A 19862-nucleotide genomic window follows, 5' to 3' on the forward strand; every position below is an offset into this window, starting at 1 on the left:
GGAGCAAAACTCGATGCAACAACAAGTGATTATTGTAGGTGGGGGTATGGTGGGTTTAAGCCTTTCCCTCATGCTGGCGAAGGCTAATATCGCGGTAAAGCTATTAGAAGCTGTGAAATACCCAAACTATGATGATCAAAATGTTGCCCCTTATCATTCCAGTTTTGATGCACGTAATACGGCTTTATCGCGTCGTAGCGTACAGATCTATCAGAAGCTAGGGTTATGGGATGCATTACAACAGCATGCCACTCCAATTTTGCAAGTTCACATTACTGAGCAAGGCAGTTTTGGTAAAGCACGTTTAGTTGCAGAACAAGAAAAAGTCGAAAGCTTTGGACAAGTCATTGAGAATGCGTGGCTTGGTCGAGTTTTGTTAACGCAAGTACGCCAACAACCTTTGATTGAACTGATTGATGGCGTACAAGTAACCGCTTTAACTCAAGACGCTGAACAGGTACATATTGAAGCTCAGCGTGGTGATGAACTTTTAAAGCTTGAGTCAAAATTATTAATTGCAGCAGATGGTCGTGATTCTTTCTGTCGTCAAGCAATTGGTGTGGGTGTTGATGTCCACGACTATGATCAGGTTGCGATCGTTACGACTGTTCAGACTTCAAAACCGCATGAACAGGTAGGGTTTGAACGTTTTAGTGCATTAGGACCTTTAGCTTTATTGCCGTTACCAGGTGAATATCGTCGCTCAGTGGTATGGCCTGTTAAAAAGGGCACTGAATATGAGTGGTTGGGCGAAGAAAATGACCAACACTTTTTAGATGCCTTGCAAAAAACTTATGGTGACAGAGCGGGTAAATTTGAAAAAACAGGCAAACGCTTTAGCTATCCGCTTTCACAAGTACTTGCGCATAAACAAGCTGTTGGACGCGTTATTTTAATGGGTAATGCAGCGCATACAATCCATCCGGTTGCAGGGCAAGGTTTTAATTTATGTCTGCGTGATGCAGATGTATTGCTTCGTTATTTAGTAAATCAGTTAAGTACATCTGATGATATTGGTAATCCAGATAATTTACTTGCCTATGAACAAGCCCGTTTATCTGACCAACAGCGCGTGATTAAGTTCTGCGATGCGGTCGTTCGGGGCTTTAGTAACCAAAACCCATTATTAAAATTAATCCGTAATACGGGATTAATTGCATTTGATGTCATTCCGGGTGTTAAGCCATTGGTAGCGAACTATGCAATGGGGTTAAAAGCATGAGTGAAGTGTTAGATGTCGTCATTGTTGGTGGTGGACTGGTTGGTGGCTTAACTGCTTTATTACTTGCACAAGGTGGAGTACAGGCTACCGTGCTTGATGCTGCCCCTGTACTTGATGTTGAAAAGACATTGAGCGTGATGAATCCGCGTGTTTTAGCGCTCAGCCAAGCGACGATTCATTTACTTAAAACAGTGAATGTTTGGGATGATCTGGCACGCCAAATGCCTTATACCGGCATGCAAGTGTGGAACCTAAATGGCTATGGTGAAATTAATTTTGGCCATGAGTCTGTACAAAGACCAATGCCAGAGCAAGCTTTGGGCTCTATGGTTGAGCCAAGTGTATTGAATGTTGCTATTCAACAAAAAATGCTTGAGCAGCTAACAGATTATCGTACTCAAGTCCGCGTGACACGTATTGAGCAAGGTGTTGGGTGTTGGCATATTCAATTGGCAGATGGCACAACACTTAAAACTAAACTGCTTATTGGCGCAGATGGCGCCAATTCATTTGTACGTGAACAAGCCTTTATTGATCTAGACGTACTAGATTACAAGCAAGCAGCGATTAGTTGTGCAATTAAGACTTCTAAGCCTCATCACTATGTTGCTCGTCAAATCTTTTTACCTAGAGGCCCTTTGGCATATTTGCCGATGGCAAGTCTTGAAGAAAGTGAAAACGGCTATTGGCAGTCTATTGTCTGGACACTGCCAGATGATTATGCAGATGAATATTCGGCTTTAAGTGATAGCGAGTTTATGCAGCTTTTAACTCGAGAAAGCCAACATATGTTGGGTGAAGTGTTAGATGTTCGTTCAAGAGCACAATTTCCATTGAAAGCGCGCGCTGCAAAACAATACGTTAAAGCTGGCCTAGCCCTAATCGGTGATGCAGCTCATGTGATTCATCCACTTGCTGGACAAGGGGTGAATATTGGTTGTTTAGATGCAGCGGTACTCTGTGATGCACTATTGCATGATTTAGGCCGTGGCGTATGGGCGCATGAACAAACCTTAATGCGTTATGAACACCGCCGTAAAGGACAAAACGATGCGATGATGCATAGTATGTCGGCTATCGGTTGGTTGGAAAGTTCTGAGCTATTTCCATTGATTTGGGCCAGAAATGCCGGACTCAAGCAGGTTGAACAAATTTCACTCTTAAAAGAGCGTTTTATGCAACAAGCAAATGGTTTAGGGGCTTTACAAAACACCCAGTATAGTCGTTAAAATAATTACGAAGTTTATGCTCTACTGGTCTAAATAAATATCAGTAGATATTTTTTAAACAATCATTTATATATCATTACCAAATCGGTCAGAAAAGATACGGATTTGACCAATTTGGCTCTTTGCTAAATGCAAAGAGATTGCTAAATTTCTGAGGTCTCAAAGACCATAGCGATGATGCAATACAAATCATTGTGGGGAGTGTAAATATGACAGATATCAATGATTATGAAGATGCAGAAGATTCTGCTGTAGATGAAGATGAAGCCAAAGCGGCTGAGAGTGGCGCGGCTGACGAAGAAGCAGGCAACTTAACTGATGCTGATCTTGCTGAAGCAGAAACGCTTACCGTAACTGCGAAACAAAAACAGCGCCAAGCATTGGAAGATGAAGTTGCTGCATTTTTAGCTCGTGGTGGGAGAATTACTGAAGTTCCGCCAGATGAACATAGCGACCTTTAATAATAAAAAAGCATCACATGAGTGATGCTTTTTTATTGGCTTTTAGGTTGAGTTAAAGGTTGTTTTGCAGCTCTTTTAAAATGCCGCATTCGTCTACTGTACGGTCGGTCGAGCAATGTTGTTTTAAATCGATGAGTGTTTCTTTTAAAAGCAAAAGTCGTTCAATTTTTTCCGATACTTCAATCAAATATTTATTCACCAAATTATCAATTTCCGTACATGCCTGCTTTGGCTGAGCTTTCATTTCTTTTAACGTTTTAATATCACTAAGAGAAATATCTAATTCGCGGCAATGTTTAATAAATAATAGGTCCGCAAGTGTTTGATCTGTGTAAACACGATAATTATTTTCTGAGCGTTGAATACGGTCGAGTACACCTACTTTTTCGTAATAACGAATAGTGTCGATTGGAACATCTGCTTTTTTTGATAATTGGCCAATAGAAAGACTCATAAGACTTGACTCTGGAGCTACTCAAGGGTTTTTAATGACTATAAAAGAGTTCTTGAGGAAATAAAATGGCCGGATGTGGATGTGCTTCAACATGTTCACCTACAAAGAAAGTCAGCCCACGCTTTAAAAAAGCGCTATGGATTGCACTTGTGATTAATGCACTCATGTTTGTAGTTGAAATTGTAGGTGGCTACAAAGCTCAATCTGTTTCATTATGGGCAGATGCATTAGATTTTGCAGGAGATGCAGCAAATTATGCTTTGTCTTTAGTTGTACTCTCGATGAGCCTTTATTGGCGCGCAACCGCAGCTCTTATTAAGGGTATTACGATGGCCGCTTTTGGTTTCTTCGTCATTGCAAAAGTGGTATGGTCATTTTTTCATGGTGTTTCACCTGAACCGATGGTTATGGGGGCAATTGGGGTAATTGCTTTAATTGCTAACGTTTCAGTTGCTTTAATGCTTTATGCATTCCGCGATGGCGATGCGAATATGCGCTCTGTCTGGTTATGCAGTCGAAATGACTCTATTGCCAATATTGCTGTAATTTTAGCGGCGGTTGGCGTATTTGGAACAGGCACTGTATTTCCGGATTTATTAGTAGCCTTTGTGATCGCATATTTAGGTGTTTCTTCGGGTTATGCTGTGATTAAGCAGTCATTACAAGAAAGAAAACAATCAAAGATAATGTTGAGCTCAGAAGCTTAATTTTGATCGTATAAACAAAAAAGTACCATTTAAGCATGGTACTTTTTTGTTTTTGAATGCATTAGATGAGAATTGATATTGCAATACTCCACATAACGCAACCAATAATAAAATCTAAAATTTTCCAAGCTTTGGGATTGATAAATAATGGTTTTAGGAATCTTGCACCATAACCCAAACTGAAAAAGAAAATCCAAGAAGCAAGTATGCTGCCTAAAGCAAAACTAATTTTATCTTCTAGCTGTGTTGCAACCGAACCAATCAGCACAATAGTATCTAAATAAACATGTGGATTGAGCCAAGTAAATGCCAGACAAGTCACAAGTGCTTGGGTTAAAGTCTGCTTTTGGCTGCTATCAAGTTCCATGCCTTGATTCGTTTTAAACGCGGCATAGAAGGCTTTTGCACCATAGACAAATAAAAACGTTGCTCCTAAATATTTCGCGACTGTAATTAAGATAGGTGAAGCTGTCATAATTTCGGCAAAACCTAATACACCGCAAGCAATTAAAATCGAATCGGACAGTGCGCAGATTAAACATAACCAAAATACATATTGCTGTTTGAGCCCTTGTTTTAGAACAAAAGCATTTTGAGCACCAATCGCTACAATTAGGCCGCTACCAATACCTAAACCTTTAAAAAATACACTCAGAGAAAGCATAACCATTAAGTAGAAAAAATCAGATGCGGGAATTATCTGTCTTTTTATAAAGAAATAAGTAAAATTAAGAATATTTAGGTTTGGCTAAAAATAATTTAGGTTTTATATGTTGGATAGTAAGCAGTGTGAAGCTTTTCTTGCGGTTGCAGAAGTCGGAAGTTTCGATGCAGCAGGAGAACATTTATGTATCACTCCATCTGCTGTATCACTACGTGTACAAGCACTAGAAAAATATTTAGGGCAGATTTTAATAATACGTGGCCGTCCATGTGTGCTTACACAAGCAGGGCAAACCTTGCTACAACATTTAAGGCATACAAGATTAATGGAGCAAAATCTATTACAGGGCTTAATGGGAAAATCATCCGAATCGGAATTTTATAAAATTGCGTTGGCTTCAAATGCAGACTCATTAGCAACTTGGCTTTTACCCAGTATTCAGCAAACACTTTTTAAAGAAAAAATAGTGTTAGAGCTAAAAATTGATGATCAATCACACACACATACTTTGCTAGAAACAGGGCAGGTCAATGCATGTATTACAGCAGAAGAGCAAGTGATGGCGGGTTGCTTAGCTCAGCCTCTTGGTAAAATGCGCTATAAAATGCTGGCATCGGCCGAGTTTGTAAATCGGTGGTTTAGTGGTGGAATTAACCGAGAAGTTTTAAGAAAAACACCGGCGGTTATTTTTAACCATAAAGATTTAATGCATTCAGAGGTTTTATTAAAAGGATACGGTTTACCAATGCAGAGTTATCCTTATAGTTTTATTCCGGCAACAGATGCTTTCGTTAAAGCAATTCAACTAGGTTTAGGTTATGGCATGGTGCCCGAGCTTCAGGTTCAACCATTACTCGAAAATGGAACACTTATTGATATTATGCCTGAGGCTCAACTTGATGTTCCTTTATATTGGCATCACTGGAAAAGACAGTCGAAGCAACTCGATGTACTGACTGAAACGATTGTTCAGTCAGCAAAAGAGATATTGAGATAATTTTAGATCTTAGTTCTTAAATGACGATTTGAGATGTGTTGAACATAAAATTCTATATCTTGTACTGAGTAACCTAAAAGTTGTCCGATTCTACGGTCGAGTTCTAGGCGCTCTTCAAGTTGAGTTGCTTTTAATGAATTTTCAATACATAACATGAGTTCATTCAAATCTGCTAAAGAAGCATCTTTATAGATCAGCATAATTGAAAAGGGGAAAGGCAGAGAAGTTTCAATGTCTTTACTGATCATAGATAAAGACCCTTGCTCAAGATGTTTTATAAATTCAATAGGTAATAACTCATAAAAATAAGGAGCCTGTAAATTATTTTGTGTAAGTTCCATTTTTTATAAATGATCTTTTAATCGATCATCGAACTGAATCGTAAACCAATTCATTGCTAAACGCCAATTTTGAATTGGCATCGTCCATTTCTTCGCAGCATTTGATGTTGCTAAGTAAATGACCTTCTTTACTGAGTCATCAGATGAAAAGATTTTCCTTTTCTTCGTTGAATGGCGTATTACGCTATTCAACGACTCAATCGCATTTGTTGTATAAATTGCATGACGTATTTCGGCTGGATAGCTAAAGATCGTTCGGATATTTTCCCAATTGGCCCGCCAGGATTCTCCAATTTTGGGATACTGGTGATTCCATTGATCACAGAAGATGTCTAGGGATTTTAAAGCATTTTCCTCTGTACTTGCCTGATAAATCGCTTTCAGACCCGACGTAACAGCTTTGTAGTCTTTCCAGCTTACAAATCTCAGGCTATTGCGTACAACATGCACGATACACAGTTGAATATCAGTATGAGGGTAAACAGAGGTTATCGCGTCAGGGAAGCCTTTTAATCCATCTACACAGGCAACAAGAATGTCCTGTACTCCTCGATTTTTTAGCTCTGTCATGACTGACAGCCAGAATTTGGCACCTTCTGTCTGAGCAATCCACATACCCAGTAATTCTTTTTGCCCATCCATATTGATGCCTAAAGCAAGGTATACGGACTTGTTAATCACATTGGAGTGCTGACGGACTTTGACAACAATACAGTCAAGATAGACAACAGGATAAAGGCTATCTAAGGCTCTATTTTGCCACTCAGTCACTTGCTCAATCACAGCATCGGTAACTTTGCTGATGAGAGATGCTGACACATCGGCATCGTACATTTCTTTGAAGAAGGCTACAATTTCCCTATTAGTCATTCCTTTTGCATACAGTGAGAGGATTTGGTCATCCATACTGGTGATGCGTGTTTGGTGCTTTTTTATAATTTGTGGCTCAAATGAACCTTCTCGATCACGGGGAATATCTAAAGCCAGTTGTCCATCTTGAGTTGTAATGGTTTTAGAACTAAACCCATTACGGCTATTTGAGCCTTTCTTGGGCTGATGCTTTTCATAACCGAGATGGTCTGAAAGTTCAGTATTGAGTGCAGTTTCAATCATGAATTTTTTAAAGACTGCTGTCATTTGGTTTAAGTCTTCTGGTGTTTTTAGACCTTTAGCCAATTCGGCAGCCATACTTTTGATTGTTGCTTCATCCATGTGAAGTACCTTTTGTAATTATCCTCTGAAGGATAAATGAAAATTAAGTACTTACACAAAATTTAGAACAGTCCCAAAATAAGCGATAGGTTTTTTGCCTGAAAGTAATAATTCTAGTTCTTGCCCTTCATGTGGGCCAAGCTTTCCAAGTGACTCAGTCATATCACTACTCTTGTTTTTATCTTTAATATTGTTATGCAAAATTCATGCACGGTGATGACATAGGCGTTGGTCATCACCGTTTAGTTAATAAATTAAGATTGTGTTAACTCAAGCGCACGTTGATAAGCGACTTTTTTCTTAATACCCGTTAAATCGGCAGCCAGTTGAGATGCCGCTTTAACTGATAAGTCTTGAAGTAAGCGCTTTAAAAGTTCATCTAGTTTTTCTTGTTCCAGATCTGTTTTTTCTGGTGCACCGCCAACTACAAGAACAATTTCACCTTTTTCTTGGTTATGGTCATTTTCAATAAAACTGACCAGATCTTTTAAGGTCATTTTTTTGATCGTTTCAAAAGTTTTGGTAATTTCACGTGCGAAACCCACAGGGCGGTTTTCACCAAATACTTCAGCCATATTTTTGACGCATTCTAAAATACGGTGTGGTGCTTCATAGAAAATTAAGGTCTGAGTTTCATTTTTAAGCTTTTCGAGTTGCGAAATACGTTGAGAAGCTTTTGATGGCAAAAAGCCTTCAAAACTAAAACGGTCACTTGGTAAGCCCACAGCACTTAACGCAGCAATTGCAGCACATGCACCCGGTACAGGCACAACTCTAATGCCATTTTCTTGAGCAGCTCGAACCAGTTTGAAACCTGGGTCACTAATAAGTGGTGTGCCTGCATCACTAATCAAAGCAATATTTTCACCAGCAAGTAGCTTTTGAACTAACTGCTCAATTTTATTACTTTCATTATGGTCGTGGCATGCGGTAAGTGGGGTAGATATATTATAGTGTTTGAATAATTGAGCTGACTGGCGTGTATCTTCGGCAGCCACAACAGAAACTGATTTTAAGATATCAATTGCACGGAAAGTCATATCATCTAAGTGCCCGATTGGGGTGGCTACAACAAATAACTGAGCACTCATTTGGTTTTTACTCCGTACAGATAAACAATTTTAATCGGTTAGTGTACCCGAAATTCTGTTTTTGGCGTGAACAATGTCAGTAGGCTTTTTATTTTTCAAAACATTTGCTTTTGATTTACTCAATTCAAAATATAAAAACGCAGAATCGGTATTAAGAGCATTTACATTTAAAAAAGGGGGAAACAAAAAAATCATGTTAGTTGCACAGCAGTTGGGCCAATGGGCTGAACAAACAGCACTAAAACTTTTAAAAGAACAAAATTATGAATGGGTCGCTAGTAATTATCATTCACGCCGTGGAGAGGTCGATCTGATTGTAAAACGCGGTAACGAATTGATTTTTGTTGAGGTAAAAGCGCGAGGGCAGGGAAATTATGGTCAAGCTTGTGAAATGGTGACTTTAAGTAAACAGAAAAAAATAATTAAGACGGCGATGAGGTTTTTACAGCGCTACCCATCTTATCAGGATTTTTATTGTCGTTTTGATGTGATTTGTTTTGATTTTCCACAGAAAATTGCAAAAACAGTACAGCAAGACTTTTCGAAATTCCATTATGATCTGCAATGGATCGAAAATGCATTTACTTTGGATTAAGAGTTCATTACTCTTTTGAGCAAATTAAAACCGATGTTTATGATCAAGCCAAGAAGAGATTGATAGGAGTCTGGTGGAGTGTTGAAACGTATTGCTGTAACAGCGCTTTGTGTCGCAAGTTTGTCAGGTTGCGCAAGTTTTATTTCTGGTGGAACAGGTACAGCTCCAGTTGGAACAGATAGTGGTGTACGTAGCTTAGGCCAAGTATTTATTGATTCTTCAATTAAGCGTACAGCGAATATTAACCTCTATAAGCTTGATCAGCGTTTTAAACAATCTCGTATTAACATCGAAAGCTTCCATAGCACAGTATTGTTAACTGGTCAGGTGCCAGATCCATACTTGAAACAGTTGGCAGAAGATAACGTTAAAGCCATGAGTGATGTGAAAGCTGTACATAACTATATTACAGTGGGTAACAAAGTAAGCTATAACACGATCATGCAAGATGCTGGGGTAACCGCAAATACACGTGCTTTATTAATGAAAGCGCCAGTTGTATCGGACAGTAAAGTACTTGTCCATACCGAGGATGGTGTTTTATATGTAATGGGTCGTTTAAACACAGCTGAAATTAATGACTTAAACAATGTGCTGCAAAATGTCGGTAACGTGACTAAGATTGTAACGCTTATTGATAACATTGATTTAGCGCCTGCTCCGGCAGCATCGACTGGCAACACAACAACTACGCCGGTAATTAATAATGTTCTTGCTCAACCAACAGTTCAAACTCCTGTTGCAATTGATCCGGACCAAACAGATCCAGCATCATCTACTGCACAATAAAATATGAACCTGATTGAACAATTACAAAGTAAAATTGAGCAGGCGAGAACTCTTTATAAAGAGTTCCGCCTGTATGATTTGGGGAGCTTTGCTTTAAACCGTTTTACACCAAAAGATGGTTTTGAGCAGGTTTTAAATGTGCGTTATGGCTTAAAGCCTCGCCATCGTCTAGATATTTATCGTTCTACTAAACGCTTAGCTCATCGACCACTCATTGTTTTTGTACACGGTGGTGCTTGGCAACATGGTAATAAACGAGACTATTTATTTATTGGCGAAGCATTTACAAAAGAAGGTTATGACGTTGCTGTCATTAACTATCAACTTGCGCCAAAAAATATTTTTCCAAGTTATGTAGATGACTTAACGCAAGCGTTAAATTATTTGCATCAAAATCAGGAAAAACACGAAATCTCGACTGAGAATATTGTGCTTATGGGACATTCGGCAGGTGCATTTAATGTAATGTCGGCTGTTTATCACCCTGACTCACCTAAGATTGAATGTTTAGGGAAAATTAAGGCAATAGTCGGATTAGCTGGTCCGTATCATTTTGATTATAAGGGTGATCCGCTTGCTGAAGATGCTTTTGATCAAGGTGTTTCTTATAAAGAGGTGATGCCTTATTATCTTGTAAAACAAAATAATATTAAGCATTATCTACTCATGGCTGAAAATGATCAGCTCGTAAAGCAGCATAATACTTTGGATATGGATCAAGCCCTTAGAGAGAAGGGAAATCATAGTCATATTGCTATTATCCCTAAAACTGGCCATATAACGATTTTGGCCAGTCTATCGAGTTTTGTAAGTCACTACTTCAGAACAAAACGAACCATTTTGCACTTTCTTGATGAAGTATTCTAAAACATCTGTTTGAGAGCGCGCAGATTACTTTGCTTGAGTAATCTGCGTAATCATTGCGTGTGCAATACTGCCTTTAAATGGAATTTCAGGAAGCTGATCAAATTTAAAGAACTGCGCATCGGCAATTTCATCTTCCTGCAAAGAAATTTCACCTGACTCATATTCAGCTCTAAACGCAATCATAAGATTACTTGGAAACGGCCAAGGTTGACTTGACATATATTGGATATTTTTGAGTTTAAGCCCCACTTCTTCTAAAGCTTCGCGTTGAACAGCTTCTTCAAGAGTTTCGCCAACTTCGACAAAACCTGCAATCAAACCATACATGTTGGTTTTATTGTGAATTGATTTTGCTAATAAGATTTCATCATCACCTTTAGTAATGATAGTAATGATACATGGGTTTACGCGAGGGTACTGATGATAACCGCAAGCAGGGCATACCATTGCATATTCGGTTGAGTGGACTTCGGTAGCGTGTCCACAGTGGCTACAAAATTTGTGATTACGTCGCCATTCGAGCAACTGTACAGCACGACTTGCCTGTAAAAATTGCTCTTTTGACCAGTTGGAAATAAGTTGACGAATTGGAACGAGTTGCAGACCTTCCGGTATAGCTTCTTCACTCAGCAGGTCACGTGCAATGACCTGTTCGTCATGAGTGAAAAGCAGATCACTTGCTAACTTTTCGACTTTGGGTAATTGGAAGTTTTGGTCAACCAATAATTGTTGGTGATGAAAAATATAAGCAAGTGATAATTCAGACATTAAGCTGCCTTTTTTTGAAGTTGTTGACTACTTAGCAATGCTACATCAAACATGGATTGTAGAACAGGCTGTTTATTTTTTAAATTGTCAACTAACATATCTAGTCCAGCTAATACGTTAAAAATACAGTGAATCTGGTCGTGACTAAAAGGTTGGTTCTGTTCGATTTGCTGCTGTACAAATTTAGCAGTTTCAAGCAGAGCATTTTGTTGAACCGTACTTCCTAAAAATTCAGCCGCGCCAGCCAATTCTTTTAATGAGCCTGCAATCGCTTCAATATTTTGAGTTTGATCGTTGGCATATAAGGTCAAACTTTGGCATACAAAATCGATTAAATTTTTTGTCTCATTTAATAACATTTCATGTGCTTCATCTAAGCGATCTAAAGAAATATTAGTGTTGTTCACACGAATTTGTAGACGGTTGGATGAATAATTGCGTACTAAAATACCAATAGCGTTCATAGCAGATAAAATGCTCTTCATGAGCTGCTGAGCATAGTTTTCATTACTCAATATATTGATTTGACTTAAACTGCTGGCTTGTTGGGAAAGCTCTGAAGCAGCTTCATTTAAGTTAAGTAATTTAAAAGTATGAGCAAGTTGCATAAGGCTGCTTTGAAGTTGCTGAGCCTTTTCTGGCGACATGTTTTGGTAGTTATATTCAATATCATTACGAACTTTATTCATTTCGCTTAAGATTAATTGACTGACCGTTTGCATGGTATCAAAGTCTGGTCCATACAAATGTTGGCTCAGTGCTTTAAGTTGAGTGTCGGTGAGAAACTCATGACCAATGTTTAGTTGCCCACGAATTTGCTTTGCGAGGTGATCTTCTTGTCCAATTACAATACTGATGATATCTGCTAATGCAGTTAATTTTGCTTCAAAGCTTTCTGGCGATGCTAAAAATAGGCCTATAGCATTTTCAAGATTAATCAATACACGTAAGCGAGCATCATTTAAAACAAGTTCATCAATATGATTAAAGGTGGAGTTCACTAATTGCCAATATTGTTGGCTTGGTTGACCATGAGCCATACTGATTAAATAGCTACCAACAAGTTTGAATGCCTGAAAGTCTCGAGCACTTTCAGTTTTATTTAAAAACTGATGCAAAGATAATTTATAAAGTTGATGGATAAATTGAGTTTTTTCATTGATGAGCACTTCGGGTAACGGTAACTCAAGTGAAGTTGTTGTAAGGTTTGAAGCAATCTGCTGGCCAGATGAAGTTAATGGCTTGTTTAAGGCTTTTTCTAAATTGTTTAGAGTGTCCAAAAGAAACTGAGGGACTTCAACTTCACGTAAACAAATAAACTCAATATAGCGTTTCACCATAGTCGTGCCTTCACTTAGAGCAACAACCTCATCGGTGTTGATGTGTTCGGGCTTAGCCATAATTTTTTGCATCAACTCGGTTGAATATTGAGTGATTTTTGCTAAATAGGGGATATCAATGAGGCGTAATACTTGAGTGCATTGTTTAAATTGTTCTAATGCATCATCAATACCAAAAGGGAGAGCCTGCTCTTCAATTAATGTACTTACAGCACCTTCCACCAGTTTTATTGAGTTATCAATTTCATTCTTGATAATAAGTAACGCTGTTGGATCAAATTGGATCGAATTATGCTCAGACATAAAAATTCCCCTTTGCAAAAAAAATCAATTGTTATATTCGTCATGGCTCAATATTTTGAGCTAAAAATCTATATGACTAATATAACTTAACTTGCAAAAGGGGAAACTAAAAAAACATTAGAGAATCAAAAATTTATTTTGCAAAAAAGCAAGGTTCTCCATGTTTTTTCTCAAATTCTTTGACCCAAGTCTCATGTATGTTCAACTCTTCATCTGAAGGGTAAATAACGGGTAAATCAATTTGAATTCTAGCTTTGGTTGTTTTTTGTTGATCACTTTCGCTTTGAGAGAGCGCATCCATATCAAAGGAAACTTGACCACCAGTCATTGCCAAGTAAACATCAGAAAGAATTTCAGCATCGAGTAACGCACCATGGAAGGTACGGTCGCGCGCTGGAATTTCATAACGTCTAACTAAGGCATCAAGTGAGTTTTTCTGTCCAGGATGCTTATTTTTGGCTAAAGCTAAAGTATCGGTAACTTCACAAACTTCTGAAAGAGCAGGTAACCCAACACGTCTAAACTCCATATCTAGGAAGTTCATATCGAAGGTTGCGTTATGAGCGATAATTTCTGCACCCTTTAGATACTCAAATAAAGTATCTGCAATGTCCGCATAGACAGGTTTATCTTTTAAGAAATCATCACTGATACCGTGAATGTTTTCTGACTCACCCACTGGTTTTTCAGGGTTAATATAAATATGAATCGAACTGCCTGTAAGCTTACGGTTAATCATTTCGATGGCGCCGACTTCAATAATACGGTCGCCATCTTGGAAATAAAAACCAGTCGTTTCAGTATCGAGAATGAGCTGACGAGGGCCTTGTAATTTAAGCTTTGCTTCGGTAACAATAATTTGAGGATGAATATTGCTACTTTGTTGCTTTGTTTCTTGCTCTACAGCTTCAATCTCATTTACTTCTTCGTCTAAAGTATTCATCTCAACTTCTTGTGATGGTTCAAGAGCCACATCTTCATCTTCGCTTGTTTCAACCAGATCAAACCCGAAAGGATCATCTAGCAACCAGTCCTGTTCAGGCTTTTTTATATCTTGCGGTGCAGCCACAGACTGTGGTTGCTTGATTTCTTGAGCTGTTTTATCTGCACCTAAATTTGCAAGTTGGTCTGCCATTTCATTGCCAGGATGTCCTGCATGACCTTTAATCCAGTTCCATTCAATATTTCTACCTGCGCAAACAGCATCAAGTTTTTGCCATAGGTCAGGATTTTTAACATCTTTCCAATTTTTCTTTTTCCAGCCATGAATCCATTCTGTAATGCCTTGCTTTACATAATTTGAGTCTGTCCAGACAATTAATTGTGCATCAGGAGGGCAAAAAGAAATTCCTTCAATAGCCGCAGTAAGTTCCATACGGTTATTGGTTGTGTCGGGTTCGCCGCCAAATAATTTATGTTCACCCTGTTCGGTAATGACATATGCACCCCAACCACCTAAACCGGGATTGCCACGACATGCACCATCAACATACAGTGTGATTGTTTGAGACATAAATCGAAACCTAAACTGAAAGAAAAAGAACTGAATATGGTGTATTGTATACGCAAAAAGTTCGGTTCCATCGTTACAAAGCAAGCTTTTTTTAATTTCTTGTAACATTTCCATGCAAATGACATTAAATTATTGCCTTGTCTATCTTGCATGCTTTACTACAATGGCATCGAAGACCTAGGGTTTGTGGGCAGACCCCAAGAAATATTACGCGAGTTGTTTGGAAGTTTTTATGTATAAACCAACCACATTTGTGTGGCAGCCATCTGCAGCATCATTATTCAAAATTACAGTACTTAGCTCTGCTTTAGCTGCGTTGGGTATTACAACAGGCTGTTCTTCGACTCCGCAATCTGCAAAAACCTCGAAAACAAAACAGGTCAGTGGAGCAGGCTATCTTGATGCAAGCAGTCTGGACTCGTTAGAAGATTTACTTTCAGCAACGGATATGCGTGCTGTAGAAGGCGACCGTTTACTTATTTTAAAACACGGTGACGTCTGGAAGCGTATGGCTGTAGGCTTCAAAATGGACCTCAATCATTGGGATCCACGCATTGAAGCGCAGCGTAGTTGGTTTATCTCACGTCAGCCCTACCTTGACCGTTTAAGTGCTCGCGCAAGTCGTTATTTATATCATACTGTGAAAGAAGCAGAACGCCGTGGTCTTCCAACCGAACTTGCATTATTACCCGTGATTGAAAGTTCATATGACCCTGCTGCAACAAGTAGTGCAGCAGCAGCAGGCTTATGGCAGTTTATTCCAAGTACTGGTCGTATTTATGGTTTACAACAAACGGGTATGTACGATGGTCGTCGTGATGTTGTTGAATCTACACGTGCTGCGTATGAGTTTTTAGGAAGCTTATATAACCAGTTTGGTTCATGGGAGTTGGCTTTAGCAGCTTATAACGCTGGTCCGGGGCGTATTCAACAAGCGATTAACCGAAATCAGGCTGCAGGTCTACCAACGGACTACTGGTCACTAAAACTTCCACAAGAAACCATGAACTATGTTCCACGTTTCTTGGCAGTTGCTCAAATTATTAAAAATCCGCGTGCTTATGGGGTTTCATTACCGCCGATTGCAAACAGACCCCATTTCCGTGAAGTCACGTTATCTGCACCATTGTCTTTAAATGAAATTGCATCAGTAACTGGTCTTAGCCGTGCTGAGCTATATGCATTAAACCCAGGCTATCGTGGTGAAACAGTAGACCCTGCAAGCCCAATGCGTATTTTAATTCCAGCTGATGTAAGCCCGTCAGTTGATAACAAATTAAAAGCCATGAAAGCTGGTGGTAGCAGTTCAGGTTGGTGGGCAAATGTCACATCTCCATCTAAACCAACTACAACCACCTCAACTTCAGTTACTGTTAAAACTACACCGGCGACACAGGTTCAGCCTGTAAGACCAACTACACCTACCAAAACAACCGGTAGCTCTGTAACGGTAAAAACTTCTACACCTCGTGGATCTGATGCTTTAGCTGCTTTTGCCGCCTCAGCTGATGTACCGAGTGCACCACGTATTCCAGTTGCAGTCACACCTGCGACCAATGTAAAACCTGTAAGAACAGAACCGCCAATTTCAGCAGTTGAGCGTGAGAAAATTTTAGCGGCAGTTCGTGCTGAAGGTGAGAAAGAAACAGTTGAGCAAGCTTTACAGCCGCAAGCTACACAAGCTGAAAAAGACCAAGTGGTTGCCGAGCTAAAAGCAATTGCACCGCAAGGTACCGAAATTGTTGATCCTTATGACGGTAAAATTAAGCTAACTGCGATTCAAACGAGTTTGTCAGTTGCTGAACAGCAAGGTAAAGAATTAAGTAAAGGCTTTGCTTACCCGAAAACTTTAGCTGAAGATGCAAGTGTTGCGAACTCTGAAGATGGTCAGCGTAATAAAGATAAGCCTTACATTAAAACGGATACTGATGTTGTTGTTGTACAGCCTAAAGGTAAGCGTAGTACCTATACCGTACAACCGGGTGATACATTAGCAATTATTGCGATGAAAAATGGTGTGAACTGGCGCGATGTCGCTAAGTGGAACCAGATTGATCCTGAAAAGACATTATTTGTAGGAACTAGCCTGTATTTGTATGATGCTAAACCGCAAGAGGTTGAATCTACTGCAAAATCGGCAGCTAAACCTGATGTATATGTTGTTCAAGCAAATGACAGCTTAACGGGAGTGGCAAATCAATTTAATTTGTCTGTGAAACAGCTTGCTGAATACAACGATTTATCGGTAAGCGATGGTCTATTTGTTGGCCAAAAGTTGCATTTAAAAGAGCCTAAAGGCAACCGTACTTCTGCTAAAGCAGAACAACCTAAAGCAGTTCAGGCAAGTACACGTCGTATTGCAACAAAAAGCTATACAGTTAAACGCGGCGAATATTTGAAGTTAATTGCAGATCGTTACGCATTATCTAACCAAGAATTAGCAGAGCTAACGCCAGGATTGTCGGCTGGTAGTAACTTAATGGTTGGTCAGAAAATCAATGTACCTGCAAAAGAAGTTACTGTCGATGAAGTTGATGATAATAAAGCTTCTGGTAAATATGAAAAACTTGCAGCAGGACCGTCGTATAAAACTGAAAGCTATAAAGTGCAGCGTGGTGATACATTATCAAGTATCGCGATCAAGTCTAAAATTAGCCTAGCTGAACTTGCTGAACTAAATAACTTAAAAGCCAATAGCCATGTACAGCTTGGTCAAAACTTAAAAGTACCTGCTGGTGTAAGTGTTCCAGATCACTATGTTGTTCAATCTGGCGATAGCTTGCATGCGATTGCAGCTAAATATAACTTACAAACCAGTTATTTGGCTGATTTAAATGGTTTGTCGCGTACAGCAGGTGTTCGTGCTGGTCAGCGTTTAAAATTGACAGGTGAGGTTGAAACACCAAGCAAGACTTCTACTAAAAATGTCAAAGAAGAAACGCCAGAGACTTATACGGTCAAATCTGGTGATAGCTTAGGGAATATCGCCAACCGCTATCATTTGCAGTTAGATTACCTTGCCTCATTGAATGGTTTATCTCGTAACAGTAATGTTCGTGTTGGTCAACGTTTAAAATTAACAGGTGATGTGCCACCAGTAGAAACAGCAAAAGTTGATACGGCGAAATCAGCAGCTAAACCTGTTGCAGCCGGAAAAAATACTGAAAAGTATACGGTTAAAGCTGGCGAGTCGTTACATACGATTGCAAGCCGTGCAGGTATTTCAGTTCGTGAACTTGCTGAAATGAATGCATTAAAAGCAAATGCAAACTTACAGCGCGGACAAAATATTGTAATTCCAAAAACTGTTGTGGAATACAAAGTTAAACGTGGTGATACTTTAATTGGTCTTGCAAGTAAATATGGTTTAGAAACTACTTTACTGGCGGAACTCAATAACTTAACACCGTCGACTCAATTACGTATTGGCGATATTATTAAAGTGCCTAATTTATAGAATAATTAGAACTTTATGCAAAAGTTATATCCTCAACTGAGCCTGCTAGTCGGGCTCAGTGTCTTTTCACAAGTTGTATTCTCTGCACAGCAAATCACGCCTTATATCGCAATTCACTCTAAGCCTAAATATTTAACAATGGCTGCAATGCCTTATGCCAATCCGAATGCACCAAAAGGTGGAGTATTGAGTCGGGCTGCGCAAGGGACTTTTGATAATTTAAACAGCATGAACGGTAAGGGGAACGCGACAGAAGGAGTAAATTATCTTTTTGATACTTTAATGACTCAGTCACTCGATGAAGTTGGAGTTTTATATCCACTTTTAGCTGAGAGAGTTTCCTATGATCCAGAAAGAACGCAATCGATTACCTTCTATTTAAATCCCAAAGCACGCTTTAGTAATGGACAGCCTTTAACAGCAACGGATGTAAAATTTAGCTTTGATATCTATCAAACCAAATCTAATTTTGGCCTACAAATGTATCTTGCCGACTTGGCAAAAACAGAAGTTATAAATCCTCATCAAGTTAAATTCACTTTTAAGTCTAGCCATAATCCAAAAATGCCATTTGTTGTGGCGAGCTTACCGATTTACTCAAAAGCAGACTGGCAGAACCGTGACTTTACTCGTATTACTTTGCAACCGATTATAGGTTCAGGGCCGTATGTGGTTGAGAAGATTGATGCTGGACGTAGTATTAGCTATAAACGAAACCCAAATTATTGGGCAAAAGATTTGCCTATTAATAAAGGGCGCTATAACTTCGACCATTTAAAATATGTTTATTACCGAAATTGGGATATTGCATTCGAAGGTTTTAAATCTGGGCAATATACCTTGCATGAAGAAACTAATCCTAAAAAATGGGTCACTGACTACAAGTTTCCAGCGGTAAAATCAGGTTTAATCACGCTATATAAGTTTAGACACCATAATCCGATTGCAACTGAAAGTTATGTGTTTAACACACGACAAAAACCTTTAAACGATATTCACTTTAGACAAGCCTTAACCTATGTCTATGACTTTGAATGGCAAAATAAAGCTTTGTTTTATGGACAATATCTAAGACTACAAAGTTATTTTGAAAATAGTGAGTTGTCAGCAACAGGACGTCCTTCAAAGAGTGAGCTCACTATATTAAAGCCTCTTTTTCCAAAGCTTTCTCCAGTCATGCAAAAAGCTGTTTTGACAGACTGGAAATATCCGGTCTCGGATGCCAGTGGTTTTAACCGTCAAAACTTATTAATCGCAAGACAATTACTCATTCAAGCAGGCTATAAAATCAAAGAAGGGCAGTTATATACTCCTGAAGGCCAGCCTGTAAAAATTGAGTTCCTCATTCAGCAAGATGGCAAACAAAGAACACTGATGCCATTTGTAAGAAATTTAAAAAAATTAGGAATTAATATTAATTTACGGCAGGTTGATGCGCCGCAATATTTAGAGCGTACACGCCGTTATGACTTTGACATGACTACGATGAATTTGCCGCAATCTTTAAATCCGGGCAATGAACAGGCTCAGTTCTGGGGAAGTGCCGCAGCAGTTCAAGATGGTAACTATAATTACGCTGGTATTCGTAATCCGGTTATTGATGAAGTCATTTCAAAACTGGTGACTGCCAAAGACCGTGATCAGCAAATCACTTATACTCATGTTCTTGACCGATTGCTTCGCGCAGGATATTACCAGATCCCGACTTATGGGAAAGGGGATTATTGGTATGCGTACTGGAATATGTATCAGCAACCTAAAGTGAAACCTGTGCTCTCGGCTGGTATAGAGTATTGGTGGAGTAATCCAAACCAAGCCAAAAAAATTGCCCAATATTTACATCAACAATAAA

The 19862-nt window shown here is 39.0% G+C and carries 17 protein-coding genes and 2 pseudogenes; 10 read left to right on the plus strand and 9 right to left on the minus strand.

The features are described from left to right. The first annotated feature begins 13 nt into the window (after positions 1–13). The 3 genes from ABLC00_RS05325 (at position 14) to ABLC00_RS05335 (ending at position 2912) form a co-directional block, all read left to right on the plus strand. Complete coding sequence (locus ABLC00_RS05325; protein ID WP_004888175.1) at positions 14–1222, plus strand: FAD-dependent monooxygenase; 1209 nt, start codon at positions 14–16, stop codon at positions 1220–1222. Further along, positions 1219–2451 carry an FAD-dependent monooxygenase gene (locus tag ABLC00_RS05330; protein ID WP_033847031.1) on the plus strand — a complete coding sequence of 411 codons (1233 nt, stop codon included), beginning with the start codon at positions 1219–1221 and terminating at the stop codon, positions 2449–2451. Before ABLC00_RS05325 ends, ABLC00_RS05330 begins: the two co-directional genes overlap by 4 nt. Before the next feature lie 209 nt (positions 2452–2660). After that, on the plus strand, positions 2661–2912 hold the full coding sequence (locus ABLC00_RS05335; RefSeq protein WP_002049530.1) for a hypothetical protein: 252 nt from the start codon (positions 2661–2663) through the stop codon (positions 2910–2912). Between the two features lie 52 nt (positions 2913–2964). On the opposite strand, the gene ABLC00_RS05340 is transcribed toward ABLC00_RS05335, so the two are convergent. After that, positions 2965–3366 (minus strand): MerR family transcriptional regulator, encoded by a 402-nt coding sequence (locus tag ABLC00_RS05340; RefSeq protein WP_004888171.1) that lies wholly within the window; start codon positions 3364–3366, stop codon positions 2965–2967. A gap of 65 nt (positions 3367–3431) precedes the next feature. Here ABLC00_RS05340 and ABLC00_RS05345 point away from each other — a divergent pair, with 65 nt between their 5' ends. Then, positions 3432–4073, plus strand: coding sequence for a cation transporter (locus ABLC00_RS05345; RefSeq protein ID WP_004888170.1), 642 nt, complete (start codon positions 3432–3434; stop codon positions 4071–4073). A 61-nt stretch (positions 4074–4134) separates the two neighbouring features. Here the strand turns inward: ABLC00_RS05345 and ABLC00_RS05350 are convergent, their stop codons facing one another. Further along, positions 4135–4737, minus strand: coding sequence for a LysE/ArgO family amino acid transporter (locus ABLC00_RS05350; RefSeq protein WP_004709994.1), 603 nt, complete (start codon positions 4735–4737; stop codon positions 4135–4137). A 106-nt stretch (positions 4738–4843) separates the two neighbouring features. Here ABLC00_RS05350 and ABLC00_RS05355 point away from each other — a divergent pair, with 106 nt between their 5' ends. Continuing rightward, on the plus strand, positions 4844–5734 hold the full coding sequence (locus tag ABLC00_RS05355) for a LysR family transcriptional regulator ArgP (RefSeq protein WP_004888167.1): 891 nt from the start codon (positions 4844–4846) through the stop codon (positions 5732–5734). A 2-nt stretch (positions 5735–5736) separates the two neighbouring features. Here the strand turns inward: ABLC00_RS05355 and ABLC00_RS05360 are convergent. From ABLC00_RS05360 to rsmI, 4 genes and pseudogenes are all read right to left on the minus strand, one after another. Further along, a pseudogene (locus ABLC00_RS05360) lies at positions 5737–6039 on the minus strand (hemin receptor); the annotation flags it as partial. Between the two features lie 39 nt (positions 6040–6078). Further along, positions 6079–7287, minus strand: coding sequence for an IS256-like element ISAba26 family transposase (locus tag ABLC00_RS05365; RefSeq protein WP_004832869.1), 1209 nt, complete (start codon positions 7285–7287; stop codon positions 6079–6081). Positions 7288–7350: 63 nt separating this feature from the next. Beyond that, positions 7351–7449, minus strand: a pseudogene (locus tag ABLC00_RS05370) (hemin receptor); the annotation flags it as partial. A gap of 92 nt (positions 7450–7541) precedes the next feature. After that, positions 7542–8378 (minus strand): 16S rRNA (cytidine(1402)-2'-O)-methyltransferase, encoded by an 837-nt coding sequence (gene rsmI / locus ABLC00_RS05375; RefSeq protein ID WP_001275992.1) that lies wholly within the window; start codon positions 8376–8378, stop codon positions 7542–7544. A 193-nt stretch (positions 8379–8571) separates the two neighbouring features. Between rsmI and ABLC00_RS05380 the strand changes: the two genes are divergently transcribed. The 3 genes from ABLC00_RS05380 to ABLC00_RS05390 all read left to right on the plus strand — a co-directional run bounded on the left by ABLC00_RS05380 (position 8572) and on the right by ABLC00_RS05390 (position 10629). Continuing rightward, a complete protein-coding gene (locus ABLC00_RS05380) occupies positions 8572–8973 on the plus strand; it encodes a YraN family protein (protein WP_000959396.1) in 402 nt (133 codons plus the stop codon). 78 nt (positions 8974–9051) lie between these two features. Further along, positions 9052–9762, plus strand: coding sequence for a BON domain-containing protein (locus ABLC00_RS05385; RefSeq protein ID WP_004709989.1), 711 nt, complete (start codon positions 9052–9054; stop codon positions 9760–9762). A 3-nt stretch (positions 9763–9765) separates the two neighbouring features. Continuing rightward, complete coding sequence (locus ABLC00_RS05390; protein ID WP_004888162.1) at positions 9766–10629, plus strand: alpha/beta hydrolase; 864 nt, start codon at positions 9766–9768, stop codon at positions 10627–10629. A 24-nt stretch (positions 10630–10653) separates the two neighbouring features. Here the strand turns inward: ABLC00_RS05390 and nudC are convergent, their stop codons facing one another. The 3 genes from nudC to dnaQ all read right to left on the minus strand — a co-directional run bounded on the left by nudC (position 10654) and on the right by dnaQ (position 14553). Next, positions 10654–11397, minus strand: coding sequence for an NAD(+) diphosphatase (gene nudC / locus ABLC00_RS05395; RefSeq protein ID WP_004709985.1), 744 nt, complete (start codon positions 11395–11397; stop codon positions 10654–10656). Continuing rightward, positions 11397–13040 carry a hypothetical protein gene (locus ABLC00_RS05400; protein ID WP_004888161.1) on the minus strand — a complete coding sequence of 548 codons (1644 nt, stop codon included), beginning with the start codon at positions 13038–13040 and terminating at the stop codon, positions 11397–11399. The genes nudC and ABLC00_RS05400 overlap by 1 nt, the downstream gene beginning before the upstream one ends. A gap of 133 nt (positions 13041–13173) precedes the next feature. Beyond that, on the minus strand, positions 13174–14553 hold the full coding sequence (gene dnaQ, locus ABLC00_RS05405) for a DNA polymerase III subunit epsilon (RefSeq protein ID WP_004888160.1): 1380 nt from the start codon (positions 14551–14553) through the stop codon (positions 13174–13176). Between the two features lie 232 nt (positions 14554–14785). Between dnaQ and ABLC00_RS05410 the strand changes: the two genes are divergently transcribed. Beyond that, the gene (locus tag ABLC00_RS05410; RefSeq protein WP_004888159.1) at positions 14786–18010 is read left to right on the plus strand and encodes a LysM peptidoglycan-binding domain-containing protein; all 3225 of its coding nucleotides are present in this window, start codon (positions 14786–14788) and stop codon (positions 18008–18010) included. Between the two features lie 15 nt (positions 18011–18025). After that, positions 18026–19861: an extracellular solute-binding protein gene (locus ABLC00_RS05415; RefSeq protein ID WP_348941249.1), complete on the plus strand. Its 1836-nt coding sequence runs from the start codon at positions 18026–18028 to the stop codon at positions 19859–19861. The last annotated feature ends 1 nt before the right edge of the window (position 19862 follow it).

The sequence above is a fragment of the Acinetobacter nosocomialis genome (assembly GCF_041021905.1).
GTDB lineage: Bacteria > Pseudomonadota > Gammaproteobacteria > Pseudomonadales > Moraxellaceae > Acinetobacter > Acinetobacter nosocomialis.